The sequence below is a fragment of the Sutcliffiella horikoshii genome, from assembly GCF_002157855.1.
Lineage (GTDB): Bacteria > Bacillota > Bacilli > Bacillales > Bacillaceae_I > Sutcliffiella_A > Sutcliffiella_A horikoshii_C.
This window is the reverse complement of record NZ_CP020880.1, coordinates 4,107,407-4,120,886: the sequence shown is the minus strand read 5'-3', so window position 1 is coordinate 4,120,886 and position 13,480 is coordinate 4,107,407. Positions and strand designations below refer to the sequence as shown.

At 42.7% G+C, this 13,480-nt stretch carries 16 protein-coding genes; 12 read left to right on the top strand and 4 right to left on the bottom strand.

Annotated elements, in window-relative coordinates:
• Positions 1 to 109: 109 nt before the first annotated feature.
• From B4U37_RS20840 to B4U37_RS20810, 7 genes are all read left to right on the top strand, one after another.
• The gene (locus B4U37_RS20840) at positions 110 to 619 is read left to right on the top strand and encodes a PTS sugar transporter subunit IIA (RefSeq protein ID WP_088019853.1); all 510 of its coding nucleotides are present in this window, start codon (positions 110 to 112) and stop codon (positions 617 to 619) included.
• A gap of 118 nt (positions 620 to 737) precedes the next feature.
• Positions 738 to 1,562, top strand: coding sequence for a PRD domain-containing protein (locus B4U37_RS20835; protein WP_088019852.1), 825 nt, complete (start codon positions 738 to 740; stop codon positions 1,560 to 1,562).
• A 197-nt stretch (positions 1,563 to 1,759) separates the two neighbouring features.
• A complete protein-coding gene (locus B4U37_RS20830) occupies positions 1,760 to 3,145 on the top strand; it encodes a sucrose-specific PTS transporter subunit IIBC (protein WP_088019850.1) in 1,386 nt (461 codons plus the stop codon).
• A 195-nt stretch (positions 3,146 to 3,340) separates the two neighbouring features.
• Positions 3,341 to 4,285 carry a carbohydrate kinase family protein gene (locus tag B4U37_RS20825; RefSeq protein WP_088019848.1) on the top strand — a complete coding sequence of 315 codons (945 nt, stop codon included), beginning with the start codon at positions 3,341 to 3,343 and terminating at the stop codon, positions 4,283 to 4,285.
• A gap of 15 nt (positions 4,286 to 4,300) precedes the next feature.
• On the top strand, positions 4,301 to 5,752 hold the full coding sequence (locus B4U37_RS20820; protein WP_088019846.1) for a sucrose-6-phosphate hydrolase: 1,452 nt from the start codon (positions 4,301 to 4,303) through the stop codon (positions 5,750 to 5,752).
• 112 nt (positions 5,753 to 5,864) lie between these two features.
• Positions 5,865 to 6,338: a hypothetical protein gene (locus B4U37_RS20815; protein WP_088019844.1), complete on the top strand. Its 474-nt coding sequence runs from the start codon at positions 5,865 to 5,867 to the stop codon at positions 6,336 to 6,338.
• 2 nt (positions 6,339 to 6,340) lie between these two features.
• Entirely contained in the window at positions 6,341 to 6,871 is a 531-nt protein-coding gene (locus tag B4U37_RS20810) for a hypothetical protein (protein WP_088019842.1), read from the top strand.
• 45 nt (positions 6,872 to 6,916) lie between these two features.
• Here the strand turns inward: B4U37_RS20810 and B4U37_RS20805 are convergent, their stop codons facing one another.
• Positions 6,917 to 8,209, bottom strand: coding sequence for a short-chain fatty acid transporter (locus tag B4U37_RS20805; protein WP_245840021.1), 1,293 nt, complete (start codon positions 8,207 to 8,209; stop codon positions 6,917 to 6,919).
• Positions 8,210 to 8,422: 213 nt separating this feature from the next.
• Here B4U37_RS20805 and ccmA point away from each other — a divergent pair, with 213 nt between their 5' ends.
• The 4 genes from ccmA to nfsA all read left to right on the top strand — a co-directional run bounded on the left by ccmA (position 8,423) and on the right by nfsA (position 11,625).
• Entirely contained in the window at positions 8,423 to 9,148 is a 726-nt protein-coding gene (ccmA, locus tag B4U37_RS20800) for a heme ABC exporter ATP-binding protein CcmA (RefSeq protein WP_088019838.1), read from the top strand.
• Complete coding sequence (locus tag B4U37_RS20795; protein ID WP_088019837.1) at positions 9,145 to 10,155, top strand: ABC transporter permease; 1,011 nt, start codon at positions 9,145 to 9,147, stop codon at positions 10,153 to 10,155. Before ccmA ends, B4U37_RS20795 begins: the two co-directional genes overlap by 4 nt.
• Before the next feature lie 24 nt (positions 10,156 to 10,179).
• The gene (locus B4U37_RS20790; protein ID WP_088019835.1) at positions 10,180 to 10,803 is read left to right on the top strand and encodes a TetR/AcrR family transcriptional regulator; all 624 of its coding nucleotides are present in this window, start codon (positions 10,180 to 10,182) and stop codon (positions 10,801 to 10,803) included.
• 72 nt (positions 10,804 to 10,875) lie between these two features.
• Positions 10,876 to 11,625: an oxygen-insensitive NADPH nitroreductase gene (gene nfsA / locus B4U37_RS20785; RefSeq protein ID WP_088019833.1), complete on the top strand. Its 750-nt coding sequence runs from the start codon at positions 10,876 to 10,878 to the stop codon at positions 11,623 to 11,625.
• 32 nt (positions 11,626 to 11,657) lie between these two features.
• Here the strand turns inward: nfsA and B4U37_RS22135 are convergent, their stop codons facing one another.
• Genes B4U37_RS22135 through B4U37_RS20775 form a run of 3 tightly spaced genes read right to left on the bottom strand, consistent with a single transcriptional unit; the run spans position 11,658 to position 12,889 of the window.
• Positions 11,658 to 11,795, bottom strand: a complete 138-nt coding sequence (locus B4U37_RS22135; protein WP_157663868.1) for a hypothetical protein — start codon at positions 11,793 to 11,795, stop codon at positions 11,658 to 11,660.
• Positions 11,792 to 12,370 (bottom strand): VanZ family protein, encoded by a 579-nt coding sequence (locus B4U37_RS20780; protein WP_088019831.1) that lies wholly within the window; start codon positions 12,368 to 12,370, stop codon positions 11,792 to 11,794. Before B4U37_RS20780 ends, B4U37_RS22135 begins: the two co-directional genes overlap by 4 nt.
• 48 nt (positions 12,371 to 12,418) lie before the next feature.
• A complete protein-coding gene (locus tag B4U37_RS20775; protein WP_088019830.1) occupies positions 12,419 to 12,889 on the bottom strand; it encodes an SRPBCC family protein in 471 nt (156 codons plus the stop codon).
• A 160-nt stretch (positions 12,890 to 13,049) separates the two neighbouring features.
• Between B4U37_RS20775 and B4U37_RS20770 the strand changes: the two genes are divergently transcribed.
• A complete protein-coding gene (locus tag B4U37_RS20770; RefSeq protein ID WP_010197550.1) occupies positions 13,050 to 13,307 on the top strand; it encodes a GlsB/YeaQ/YmgE family stress response membrane protein in 258 nt (85 codons plus the stop codon).
• Positions 13,308 to 13,480 lie beyond the last annotated feature (173 nt).

Below are 13,480 nucleotides of genomic sequence, written 5' to 3'. Positions count from 1 at the left end.
GATTGTGACTGGTAATGCAGGCAAGACCTAATACGTTTACTCCCAAAAAGAGAAGCGTATTGGGTCTTTTTCTATTTACGCACAATTCCGACAATAGGAGGAAATATACATGTCATTTTTCAAAAAACTATTCGGTGGTAAAGAAGAAACCAAAACAGAAGAGATCCTGGTAGCACCTATTACAGGGAAAATTGTTCCACTTGAAGAAGTTCCAGACCCTGTATTTGCGCAAAAAATGATGGGCGACGGCATCGCAATCGAGCCGACAGAAGGAACGGTTGTTTCCCCTGTGAACGGAGAAATCGTTCAATTTTTCCCCACAAAACATGCGATCGGAATCAAGTCAGAAACAGGTGTGGAAGTACTGATCCACGTAGGTCTTGAAACAGTTGGCATGAAAGGGGAGGGCTTTGAAGGACTTGTAGAAGTAGGCGACAAAGTAAAAGTCGGTACTCCACTTTTAACTTTTAATATCGACCTTATTAATGAAAAAGCAAAAAGCATCATCACACCTGTTATCCTGACAAATGGGGATATCATTGATACAGTGACCAAGCATGCTGTCAAAACAACAACAAAAGGGGAAACAGCATTGATAGATTGGAATATAAAAGCGTAATTTTACCCATTGCCGCCTTGTTTTCTTTTCATGAAGCATGTAACTGCTTTGTATAGCCCCAATGATTGGTTATAATAAGAGGTAAAATAGGGCGTTTTGTAAATGGGGAGAGACAAGATTGAGAATAAGTAAAGTGTTAAACAACAACTCAGTTGTCGTCAAAGAGGATGACCAGGAAAAGATCGTGATGGGTCTTGGTGTCGGTTTCCAAAAGCGGAAGAACGATTTGATCGATCGCAGTAAAATTGAAAAGATCTTTGTGATGAAAGAGGAAAGCGACAAGTTCCAGGAGTTACTTTCCACCCTTCCTGTCGAGCATATAGATGTGGCAGAGGAAATTATCAGCTATGCAGAAGGACAGCTGATGGTTCCGTTGAGCAACCACATCCATATCTCTTTGACAGACCATCTTTCTTTTGCAATTGAACGCTTGGAAAAAGGATATACCATCCAGAATAAATTGCTGAATGAAATAAGGGTTCTTTATAAGCCGGAATTCGAAATCGGACAATGGGCGCAAGGGTTGATCAAGGAACGATTAGGCGTCAGCATTCCAGATGATGAAGTGGGACATATTGCGTTGCATCTTCACACGGCGAAAATGGGCTCCAAAAGCATGGAAAACACGATGCAGCTCGCTTCCATCATCCGCGATGCGATCGAGATAATCGAGAAGGAATTCAATGTCGTGATAGAAGAAACCTCCATCAATTATCAACGGTTGCTGACACATCTTCGGTTCGCGATTAATCGTGTGGAAGAGGGAGAGCCTTTTCATTCCATGGATCCCGAAATGCTCGAATTATTTCAGATGAAATTTGCAAAGGCATTTGGCACGGCGCAAAAGATTGCGGATTTTTTAGAGGCAGAATATAGCATCCATTTTCCTTTATCAGAGGTAGGGTACATCACGCTCCATATCCAAAGATTAACAGGAAAATAAGGTGTGTTTGACTGTTGACGGAAATTGTTAAACTGTTTAAAATGAAAACGTATTCGCTAACATGTATATACAGGATTGTGACTGGTAATGCAGGCAAGACCTAAAACAGGCAAGGACGTAGGGACCACTCTATCTTCTTGCAGGTTTTAGGTCTTTTGTTTTTTATATAAAACTAATAGGAAAAAGAGGTGCTCATAATGAATTATAACAAGATAGCGAAAGACTTGATCCCGCTCCTTGGTGGAGCAGACAATGTCATCAGTGCCACACATTGCGCGACTCGTCTAAGACTTGTGTTAAAAGATGATGAAAAAGCAACAGCAAACCGCGACAAAATAGAAGAGCTGGACGGAGTGAAAGGGGCATTTGCAAGCTCCGGTCAATTCCAAGTAATTTTCGGCACAGGAATCGTGAACAAAGTGTACGCGGAATTTGCAGAAGAAGTGGGCCTCAAGGAAAAAGACACGCAAGACCATGCAGAAGCGGCGAAAAAGAAAATGAACCCGTTCGCGCGTTTCGCAAGAACATTATCTAACATTTTCGTACCAATCATCCCTGCCATCGTGGCAAGTGGTCTGTTAATGGGGCTACTCGGAATGGTGACAACATTTGGCTGGGTCGCTGATGATAGCTCCCTTGTAAAAATGCTGAATATGTTCTCCAGCGCAGCCTTCATTATTCTCCCGATTTTGCTAGGCTATAGTGCTGCAAAAGAATTTGGTGGAAATCCGTTCCTTGGAGCAGTTATCGGGGGAATCATGACACACCCTGACCTCCTGAATCCTTGGGGACTTGCAGAAGCAAACCCTGAATACATGGATTTCATGGGGCTTGATATCGCGTTAATTGGATACCAAGGAACCGTTGTACCGGTACTTCTTGCCGTATTTGTGATGAGCTTTATTGAAAAGAATCTGCGTAAAATCGTACCGAGCGCAGTAGATTTACTCGTCACACCATTTGTGACCGTCATCTTGACTGGATTTATCACGCTACTTGCCATCGGGCCGCTTGGAAATGCCATCGGTTCCGGCATCACGGTTGTACTGAACTTTGTTTACGACTATGGTAGTGTCTTTGCCGGACTAATTTTTGGCGGATTGTACTCTCTGATCGTTATCACAGGTGTTCACCACAGTTTCCATGCTATTGAAGCAGGACTTCTTGCAGAACTCGGTTTCAACTATCTCTTGCCGATCTGGTCTATGGCCAATGTGGCACAAGGTGGAGCAGGGCTTGCTGTTTATTTCCTGGCAAAACGTGCGAAAACGAAAGAACTGGCATTGCCTGCAGCGCTTTCTGCCTTTTTAGGAATTACAGAACCAGTAATCTTCGGGGTTAACTTGAGATACCGTAAGCCGTTTATCGGAGCTGCCATTGGTGGCGCGTTAGGTGGAGCTTATGTTGTGTTTACGAATGTTGTCGCGAACGCATACGGCCTGACAGGGATTCCGATGATTGCCATCCTGGTGGAGTTTGGAACGGTCAATGTCGTGAACTACCTGATCGGATTCGCCATCGCGGTCGTAGGTGCCTTTGTCGCAACCTGGTTCATGGGCATTAAGGAAGAAGACGTAAAGTAAGATTCTTTTTAACACCGCTGTTGCTTTCCGCAAATGGCTTCGCTTTCCGCGGGGCGTGTGCTTGAGCCTCCTCACTTCGTTGCGGGGTCTCAACCTACCGCTACCTCCCGCCGGAGTCTTCACCTTTTGCTCCAAGCAACAGCTATATATCCCGATGATAGTAATACCATCTTAAACAAAAGGAGGGGCCATCCCATGAAAGAAGGAATCATCTCACTAGGAGAAGCGTTAATAGATTTCATCCCGCTTGACCCGGACAATATCAGCTTTCAAAAAAGTCCAGGGGGAGCACCGGCAAACGTAGCGGTCGGTGTGGCGCGCCTAGAAGCAAAATCCACTTTTATCGGAAAAGTAGGAAACGACGTGCTCGGAAGATTTCTGAAAAATACCTTGGAGGACTACGGAGTTAACACAAGCTCCATGCTGTTAACCGATGATATCCGCACAGGTGTCGTTTTCGTCACATTAGAAAATGGAGAACGCAGCTTTGATTTCTACATCAACCCAAGTGCCGACCGCTTTCTAACAGAAGAAGAAATAGACGAAAAGCTTTTTGATGAAAATAAAATCCTGCATTTCGGTTCCATCTCTCTAATCAGCGAACCAACAAGAAGTGCCACCATCAAAGCGGTGAAGCTTGCTAAAGAAAAAGGCCTGACAGTCTCCTATGATCCAAACTTACGCCTAGGCCTTTGGGACAGTGAAGTAGCGGCAAAAGAACAGATTATTTCCATGCTTCCATATGCCGATATTTTAAAAATATCCGAGGAAGAGCTGGAGTTCATCACTGGTGAGAAGAATATCGAAAAAGGCGCGGACAAGCTTGCGAAGTACGACATTCCTCTTTTACTTGTGACACTTGGTTCAGAAGGCAGTTACGTCTTTACTCATGAAGGCCATCAACATGTGCCGGCACGCAAAGTGACAACAGTGGACACAACAGGAGCAGGAGATGCCTTTGTCTCCGGAATTCTCTACATGGCAAACGAGTGGGATGGGAATATTTCCGCTATTACTCTTGAAAAAGCAGTGGAAATGGCAACTTTCGCTAGTGTTTCCGGATCGCTTGCTGCCTCTGAAAAAGGTGCAATGACAGCACTTCCTTCATTAGAGCAGGTTCAATCAATCTTAGCAAAATAAAGGAGTTTTTCTTTTATGACAGAAAGAGAGCAAGAGCTTATTAGACTTGCAGAAGAAGAAGTGGAAAAAAATATAGAGGTTGTCGAGAGCGATCCGTACCGATTACGCTACCACCTCATACCACCTGTCGGCTTATTGAATGATCCGAACGGCTTTATCCAGTGGAACGGTACTTACCATCTTTTCTATCAATGGATGCCGTTCAAAACAGGCCATGGAGCTAAATTTTGGGGGCATTATTCCTCTGAAGATCTTGTGACATGGAAGCATGAGCCGATTGCCTTGGCTCCAAGCGAATGGTTTGAGAAGAATGGATGCTACTCTGGAAGTGCCGTCGAGCATCACGGGAAGATGGTCCTCTTTTACACAGGAAATGTGAAAGATGCCGATGGAAACCGTGAAACCTACCAATGCATGGCCGTTTCAGAAGATGGCGTGACATTTGATAAAAAAGGTCCAGTAGTGGAGTTGCCTGAAGGATATACTGCTCATTTCCGCGATCCGAAAGTGTGGAAAAAAGGTGCAGACTGGTACATGGTTGTTGGTGCACAAAGTGAGAGCCTGACAGGGAAAGTGGCACTTTTGAAGTCATCTGATTTAAAGGAGTGGCAACATCTTGGTGCTATCGCAGGATCTGGAATGAATGGTTTGGGGGACTTCGGCTATATGTGGGAATGCCCTGATTTGTTCGAACTTGATGGTGTCGACGTCTTGGTCGCTTCTCCTCAAGGCATGGAAGCGGAAGGTATGAAATATCAAAACGTGTACCAATCGGGCTATTTTGTTGGGGAGCTTGATTACGCGAGCGCTACATTTGATCATGGTGATTTTGTCGAACTGGATAGAGGCTTTGAATTCTACGCACCCCAAACCACCTTGGATGGAAAGGGTCGCCGTTTGATGGTCGGCTGGATGGGCGTACCTGAACAAGACGAGGACAAGCATCCGACTATTGCCCACAAGTGGGTGCATGCCTTAACCTTGCCACGTGAATTGAAGTGGGTTGATGGGAAGTTGTTGCAGGTGCCGGTGGAAGAGCTGGCTCTTATGAGAAAAGATCAGCTTGTTAAAAAAATTGATTTACAGCTTTCTGGGGACGGAATTGAATTGGAGATTAGGGAGAGTAAAGCATTTGAGATGAGCCTTTCTTTTAAAGATGATGTAGCATCATTTGAGATGGATCTGAGTGATACTATCCAGCTGATTTTTGATGCTTCTGAGAGGGTTTTCTCCCTTCGTCGTAAGAGCTTTGTTACAGGAGAATGGGAAAGTAGAAGCTGTAGTTTGCAGGAATTGTCTGAGCTACGAGCGTATGTGGATACTTCTTCTGTAGAGGTGTTTTTGAACAGTGGGGAAGAGGTATTTACTGCACGGATTTTCCCTGATGGACATGCCGCGGGAATGGTAACGGTGTCCGGTGATGGAACGGTTGGAGAGATGGAGGTTTGGAAAATCGAACCTGAATGAAACAAACTACAATAAGGAATGCTAAAGAGAAGCCGAAGTGTAAAGTACGGCTTCTCTTTTTTGCTTTTCCACTAGGCAAAAGGTCCTGAATATAATAAAGGAGGCGCCAACAATGGAATTAGTGATCTACCTCATCCTCACCTGGTTTATTGGGACCTATTTTTTCTTCCAAAAGAAGCGTCTACTTTTTATAGAGAACCTTATGCTCTTCCTGTTTTTCCTTTTTATCAATAAATGCGTACTGACGATGATCAGTATGAATTTAAGTCTCATTATGTATAGCAAGGAACCGCATTTGTTTCTCTCTTTTTGGCTGCAGCGGAATATAATTTTCCCCTTGATATTGCTTATTTTTGTAAATGGTGTGTTTATGAAGTCAAAAGGAGTAAAACTAATCGGGGGCTTGTTTACGACTATCGTTATTTTGTTAAGCGAGGCGCTTGCCATCCATTTTTCTATTATTAACTACCATATGTGGTCATTTCTTATATCGTTTGTTGTAGCTGCATGTTACCTCCTGCTCGCTTTAGGTGTTTCCGCAATTTACCGTCGTTTACTAGTGAAAGAAGGGATGGTGAACACGTAAAAATGGAACCTACACCGACTATTAATTATGATTTTTATTTTAACTCCAATGAATGGTTTATCATTGCATCCTTGCTTGCCGGCTATGCACTTATTTTCTTTTTGCCAAAAAGATTTCCCTTACCGTTATCTATGCTTTTTATCATAATTGGGGTCAACAGCGGCATCGTTTTTGATCACACCATCAGCATTCCGCCGTTTGATTTTTACGATGTTAACGACAGTTCTTATTTTGAGCTGTTTGATTTTCTTTCTTATATCCAGTATGGCCCATATGGTTACCTGTTTTTCTACTTGCACAGCTACCTCAAAATCAAAGGCTATTTTAATATGTTATATATCGTTATGTGGTCCATCATTGCTATGTTCACAGAAGGGATCGCGGCATATCTTGGTGTGTTTCACTATAAAAAGGGGTATGTGTTCATCTTTTCTTTTCCATTCTATTTTTATATACAAACGATCACACTCGTCCTATATCTTTACATCATGAAAATCACAAAACTCCCAGAAAAATACCCTCCGCACCAGTAAGCTAGGTGTAGAGGGTATTTTGATGCCCGGCACGTACCCGGTCTTTTAAAGAAGCAGGAAAGCCAACGAAATAATGGTTCCGCTGACGAACAGAACAATCACACAAAAGCCCATGATGTCTTTCGCCTTTAAGCCAGCGATTGCAAGAGCCGGCAATGCCCAGAACGGTTGGATCAGATTCGTCCATGCATCTCCCCAAGCGACTGCAAGGGCGGTTCTTGCGACGGAAACATCCATAGTTTGCGCTGCATCTAACATGACAGGGGCTTGAACCGCCCATTGTCCGCCACCAGATGGAACAAAGAAGTTCACAATTCCGGCACTAAGGAAAGCGAAGAAATGAAAGGTATGTTCATTCGATATGTTAACGAATGCTTCTGACATGACTGCAGCAAGACCGGACAAGGTCATCATTCCCATAATTCCCGCGTAGAAAGGGAATTGGATGATAATGCCGCTTGCTCCCTTGACAGCATTGGTAACCGCCTCAAGAAAGTATTTCGGACGCCAGTGGAACAGAATTCCTAAGAACAGGAATAGGAAATTGACAATATCCAAATTCAATTTAAATCCGTTTCCAGCAAAATAGTAAAACAAGAATACTAGTCCGAGAACAGATACTATCAGTGAGAGAACCCAGCTATTTTCAAGACGCTCAGCAGGTGTCATAGCTGACGTTTCTACCGTGGCTGCCTGCAGACTTGATGCATCTTCCAATACCGCAGGATCGACTGTAATCGTTTCATCCTTTGAAGGCATCATCAAACGGTTTAATATTGGTAAAGTCACAAAAAGTGCAGCAAGAATGATAAGGTTAAATGGTGCAAAGATGGTCTGATCGGTGGAAATGACGCCAATCATATCTTCGGCAAAATGACCTTCTGTCGCAATGGTAAGTGGAATGGAACCAGAGAACCCACCATGCCAAACAATGAATCCGCTGTAAGCGCTTGCAATTAAAAGCCTATAATCCACATTTTCAACCCTTTTTGCAAGCTCTTTTGCAAACAAAGCCCCAATAACCAATCCGAAGCCCCAGTTGATCCAGCTAGCGATAATGGAGACAACAGTAACTATAATGATGGCACTTCCAGGAGTTTTAGCTGTGGAAGCCAACGCACCAAGAAACCTTTTGAAAATGGGGCTACTTGCCAATACATGTCCTGTTACCAAAACAAGTACCATTTGCATAGAGAAGGCTAGCAATCCCCAGAAGCCGCCGCCCCAATGCTGTACCATATCGGCAGGACTGCTGTCAGTAAAAATAAGTCCAAGCCCGAATACCACAAGCGTTAAGATAATAACGAATAAGAATGGATCCGGTAAATAACGTTGCATTAAACGATTAAAAAATGAAATCACGCATATCCCCCCAATAAGTTTTTTGTCGAAATTTAATCCCATCCCTCCTTTACATTTCTCTACTTATAGATATATTCCTTCTTTTTTTGGGGTAGTCCTTTTTCCGATTTTCCTTGACAGAAAGTTTGTACTTCCAGTATGTTGTAATAAAAAGTGAGTAATCACTCACTTTTAGGGAGGGGTAAATCCATGAACAATGAAGTTTGCAAAGTATCTAATCTATCTATTTCTTTTGGAAAGCAAGAAGTGTTGAAAGATATCAATTTATCTATTAATAAAGGAGAAGTCTTTGGTTTTTTAGGTCCATCAGGAGCAGGGAAAACAACGCTTGTGAAAGCAATCGCTGGCCTTCAGCCTATTAATAATGGGGAGGTAGAGGTGCTTACACGTAAGATGCCTACTTTATCACTCTCTGAGAAAATTGGGTATATGGCGCAGTCAGATGCTCTGTACCAAGATTTGACTGCCCTGGAGAACCTCCAATTTTTTTCATCTCTTTATAAATTAAATAGAATCGATAGGAAGAAGCGAATCCATGAAGTGATGGAGCTTGTGAACCTCAGTGAGCATCTCCATAAACCTGTGCAGCAATTCTCAGGGGGGATGAAACGTAGACTTTCACTTGCCATATCACTAATTCACAACCCGGAGATTCTTATTTTAGATGAACCCACTGTAGGTATTGATCCTCTCCTTAGGAAATCTATTTGGCAGGAACTTAAGGCACTCAGTCAATCAGGAACCACCGTAATTGTTACTACACATGTAATGGATGAAGCAGAAAAATGTGATCGCCTAGCAATGATAAGAGAGGGGAAACTGCTAGCGGTAGGAAGTACAGAAGATCTGCAAAGAAAGACAGGCACAACTAGCATGGAAGATGCATTTTTGACTTTTGGGGGTGCGACCGTATGAGAGTAACTGCTGTGATCATACGAATTTTACGTCAGTTTTTCCGAGATAAAAGAACACTAGGCCTTATGATTATTGCACCAATGCTCATTTTGGCTTTAATGAATGTGGTGTTCACAGACCAGGAACCAAATATTGAAATTGGAGTGGTGGAAGAGGTTCAATCACTCGTGCAACATATGGAAGATGAAAATATGCAATTAATAGTAGTCGACAGTGAAGAGGAGGGCTGGGAAAGAATAACTCAGTCGGAAATCCATGCGCTTCTTACACAGGAAAAAATAGTGTTAGAGGGAAGCGATCCGTCTGTGAATAAAGCGATCCTGCTCAAGCTGCAGAAGTTTAGCCAGCCTGTCGAAAACAAGGAACTACCATATGAAGTAGAGTATGCATATGGATCAGAGTCAATGGAGATGTTTGATAATATCGGTCCGTTTCTTATCGTCTTCTTCGTTTTCTTTTTTGTCTTTTTGATTGCGGGAGTATCCTTTCTTCGCGAACGGACCAGTGGAACTTTAGAAAGGCTGATGGCCACACCAATCAAAAGGTGGGAGCTTGTAATGGGGTATGTAGCGGGTTTTGGAATATTTACGCTCATCCAGTCTAGCATCATTGTCTTTTTTACTATTTACATTCTAGATATTCAAATGGCAGGAAATATCCTATCCATCCTATTTGTTACCTTTACAGTCGCGATCACAGCGTTGACACTAGGAACCTTGTTGTCTGCATATGCAAGAAATGAGTTACAAATGATTCAATTCATTCCCCTGGTTGTCGTTCCACAAGTGTTCTTTTCTGGCTTGTTTTCGATTGAAGCTATGCCTTCCTGGCTCCAAAAAGTAAGTTTAGTGATGCCTTTAACCTATGCAGGAGAAGCAATGAAGGATATCATGATTAGAGGGAAAGGAATAGAAGAGATTTTCAGCTATATTCTATTGCTATTTGGATTCTCTCTTTTATTTATCGTATTAAACATTAAAGCTTTGAAAAAATACAGACCGACCTAAGGCTTCATACGGAAAGGAGCAAGCATGGGCAATCAAGAAGAGAAAAAAATGAGCGAAAAACACCGTAAAATACTGGAGGCAGCCATTGATACTTTTGCAGAGAAAGGGTATGCGGCTACTTCCACCAATGAAATAGCAAAAAAGGCCGGAGTGGCAGAGGGGACCATATTCAGACATTACAAAACGAAGAAGGAATTGCTCCTTTCCATCGTTTCTCCAACGGTTGCGAAGTTTGTCGCACCGCATTTCGTGAAATCCTTCTCCAAGGAAGTATTGGAGGGTGAGTATGACAGCTACGAGGAGTTCCTAAGAAAACTGGCATACAATCGCTATGAATTTATTAAACAGAATTTCCCGATTTTGAAAATTTTCATCCAGGAAGTCGCGTTCCATGAAGAGTTTCAAAAGCCATATTTCAACCTCTTCAAAGACGTTATCCTGCCAAACTTTACAAAAGTAGTGGTGCATTTTCAAGATAAAGGAGAGTTGAAAAAGCTTCCTCCTGAAACAATTATCCGCTTTACAATATCAACTATTGCCGGAACAATATTTACTCAACGATTTCTTGATCAAAAACAGGATTTTAATCAAGAATTAGAAGAGGCTATTTCCTTCTTAATGGATGGGCTAAGTCCCGGTCAAAAATAAACAGAGCGGTCAAAGTGGAAAAAGAATAACCTCCATGTGTACAATAAAAAAAAGACCACAGGAGGGAACATCGTGAATCAGACTATTGAAACCATACTTTCGCATCGCTCCGTACGAAAATTTGAAGATAAAAGCTTATCAGAGGAACAGATAAAAACAATCGTAAAAAGCGCTCAGGCAGCTTCCACGTCAAGCTTTATTCAAGCCTATTCCATTATAGGTGTAAAAGATAAGGCCAAGAAAAAACGGTTGGCTGAACTTTCCGGAAATCAATCCTATGTAGAGGATAACGGGCATTTCTTCGTGTTCTGCGCGGATTTCCACCGCCATGCACTAATTGGTGAAATGGAAGGAACAGATGTCACATCTTCCATTGAGAGTACGGAAAAATTCATGGTGGCAGTCATTGATGCATCGCTTGCCGCACAGAATGCTTCTGTTGCTGCAGAGTCTATGGGCCTTGGCATCTGTTATATCGGGGGACTTCGTACGAATATTGAAGAAGTGGCAGAGCTCTTGAAGATGCCGGCCAATACGATTCCTTTATTCGGCCTTACGGTAGGCTATCCCGCTCAAGATACAGGTGTGAAACCGCGTTTGCCGATGGAGAACGTGTACCATGAAGAGGAATATCAACAGGATGAACAGGTTTTTAAAGCGCAATTGGAAGACTACAATCGAGAGATTTCAGGCTACTATCATGAGCGTACCCAAGGAAAGCGTTCCGACACATGGACGAGTCAGATGGCAGGTATGCTGAAAGAACCGAAGCGTATGCATATGAAGGGGTTTGTGGAAAAGCAGGGATTTGCGAAAAAGTAATTTTATAAAAATAGAAAGCAGCCTCGTTATCGTTAACGGAGCTGCTTATTTAAAAGAGAAGAAAGCATATAGTACCGTTGTTCCGTTCCAGGCGCTTCGCTTGCCTGCGGGCGGTCCGTGAGCCTCCTCGGAGCGCCTTCCACTTCAATCAACAAGGTTACTTCATTCACTTTATTTTTACTATCTTCCTCACTATAGGAACCAACGCATACCCGATATAAAACCCCAATACATTTAGAATCAGATCGTCAATATCCAGGCTGCCTCTATTGGTAAGCAATTGAGTAATTTCGATGCAAGAGATTAGTGCAAAGGGAAGGAAAGCTCTAATTAATATATTACTAGTCAAAAATGCCAGTAAAACGCCAAATGGGACAAACAACCCTACATTAGCAGCCAAATTATAGAAAGAAACAAACCAATCCGCATTGCCCGAGAGGTACATGGAAATGGTTTTTAAAGGAACTAGATTACTGTTATCATAGGCAGGCTCGCTTGGTCTCATGAAAAGGAGAACCAGCAGGGAAAGGGTGTAAAGAATAAAGGCGACAATTAGAAGAGATTTTCTAATCAAGACTTGCTGTTTCGTTACAAATAAATAGATGGCTAGGTTCACAACTAGCAAGCAAAAAAAGAGCACGACCATCACAACAGGATGCAAGTAGGTAGTGAGAGTAGTTGTGATGGGAAAGAAGATGGTGAAAATTACGATGCTCATTAGGATGGGAATAAATATTTTCTTCAAAAAGTGCTACCTCCGCTCAAAGAAAAAACCGGGTCGTATACCGCCCGATTACTCTTTTGTTTCCGTTTCTTCTTCTTCGGCGGTTCCTTCTAACAATCTCTTTAATTGGGAGAGGTGATCGCCGTCTTCTTTTTTCAAGATCTTTCGGATAATAGGCTTGGTGAGCTTCATGACGATGCCGGAAGTATGGATGTCCCCTTGAAAGTGAACCTTCGTTCCGCCATCCACTGTTGGCTTGAAGTCATAATGGTAAATAACCTTCAGCCCATTTGCTTCACTCTGTACCACATAACGCTCATTCGGTAAGAATTCAATAAATTCAATGATAGAAGATGCTTGACGCCCGCGAATTTCACGGGTTTCTTTAAACTTGGTACCAACCTGGACTGGTCCATCTGTTAACTTCTCAATAGCCACAACATTTTGCATTATTTTAGAAGAGTTGTCCATATTGGCCGCATAAGAAAATACCTCTTCCACGGGTTTGGAAATGATGATGGAATCCTGGATATCTGGCATGGTGATTGCTCCTCTCGTAAACCATGTATTCTGATTTAATAATAGCACAGAAAAAGGAAGGACTAGCGAGAATTTGGAATAGGGAAGTTTAAAAAGTTCTTTGGACGGAAATATACACAATAACAAGTTGAACTAATAAAAGTTAGAGGAGGAAAACATTATGTTAGGATTATTAATTACTCTTATTATAGCAATCGTTATTGGAATGATCGGAAGTGCCATCGCACCGGGTGGTATGCCTGGGGGAATCTTAGGAGCTATGCTTGCAGGCTTAGTGGGAGCTTGGATTGGTCACGGATTATTCGGTTCTGTAGGACCTGTCATTGCTGACTTTGCCATCATCCCAGCAATTATCGGTGCCGCTATCTTCGTATTCTTGTTAACATTGATTTCAAGAGGACTAAGAAGCGCAACATAATAGTAGGATAATAAATAGTGTTAAAGAAAATCCCAGTTGATCGTAGTGGAAGGCGCGAAGACTCCTATGGGAGGAAGGGACAGGGGAGACCCCGGAAGGCGTAGCCTGAGGAGGCTCCCGGACCGCCCATGGAAAGCGAAGCGTCTGGAACGGAGATCAACGGCTTTACGGAA

Excerpts from the sequence above, each read along its gene's own strand:
- B4U37_RS20810 (WP_088019842.1), top strand. The coding sequence starts at position 6,341 with ATGGAACCTACACCGACTATTAATTATGATTTTTATTTTAACTCCAAT.
- ccmA (WP_088019838.1), top strand. The coding sequence starts at position 8,423 with ATGAACAATGAAGTTTGCAAAGTATCTAATCTATCTATTTCTTTTGGA.
- B4U37_RS20840 (WP_088019853.1), top strand. The coding sequence starts at position 110 with ATGTCATTTTTCAAAAAACTATTCGGTGGTAAAGAAGAAACCAAAACA.
- B4U37_RS20815 (WP_088019844.1), top strand. The coding sequence starts at position 5,865 with ATGGAATTAGTGATCTACCTCATCCTCACCTGGTTTATTGGGACCTAT.
- B4U37_RS20805 (WP_245840021.1), bottom strand. The coding sequence starts at position 8,209 with ATGCAACGTTATTTACCGGATCCATTCTTATTCGTTATTATCTTAACG.
- B4U37_RS20795 (WP_088019837.1), top strand. The coding sequence starts at position 9,145 with ATGAGAGTAACTGCTGTGATCATACGAATTTTACGTCAGTTTTTCCGA.
- B4U37_RS20820 (WP_088019846.1), top strand. The coding sequence starts at position 4,301 with ATGACAGAAAGAGAGCAAGAGCTTATTAGACTTGCAGAAGAAGAAGTG.
- B4U37_RS20830 (WP_088019850.1), top strand. The coding sequence starts at position 1,760 with ATGAATTATAACAAGATAGCGAAAGACTTGATCCCGCTCCTTGGTGGA.
- B4U37_RS20770 (WP_010197550.1), top strand. The coding sequence starts at position 13,050 with ATGTTAGGATTATTAATTACTCTTATTATAGCAATCGTTATTGGAATG.
- B4U37_RS20790 (WP_088019835.1), top strand. The coding sequence starts at position 10,180 with ATGGGCAATCAAGAAGAGAAAAAAATGAGCGAAAAACACCGTAAAATA.
- B4U37_RS20825 (WP_088019848.1), top strand. The coding sequence starts at position 3,341 with ATGAAAGAAGGAATCATCTCACTAGGAGAAGCGTTAATAGATTTCATC.
- B4U37_RS20775 (WP_088019830.1), bottom strand. The coding sequence starts at position 12,889 with ATGCCAGATATCCAGGATTCCATCATCATTTCCAAACCCGTGGAAGAG.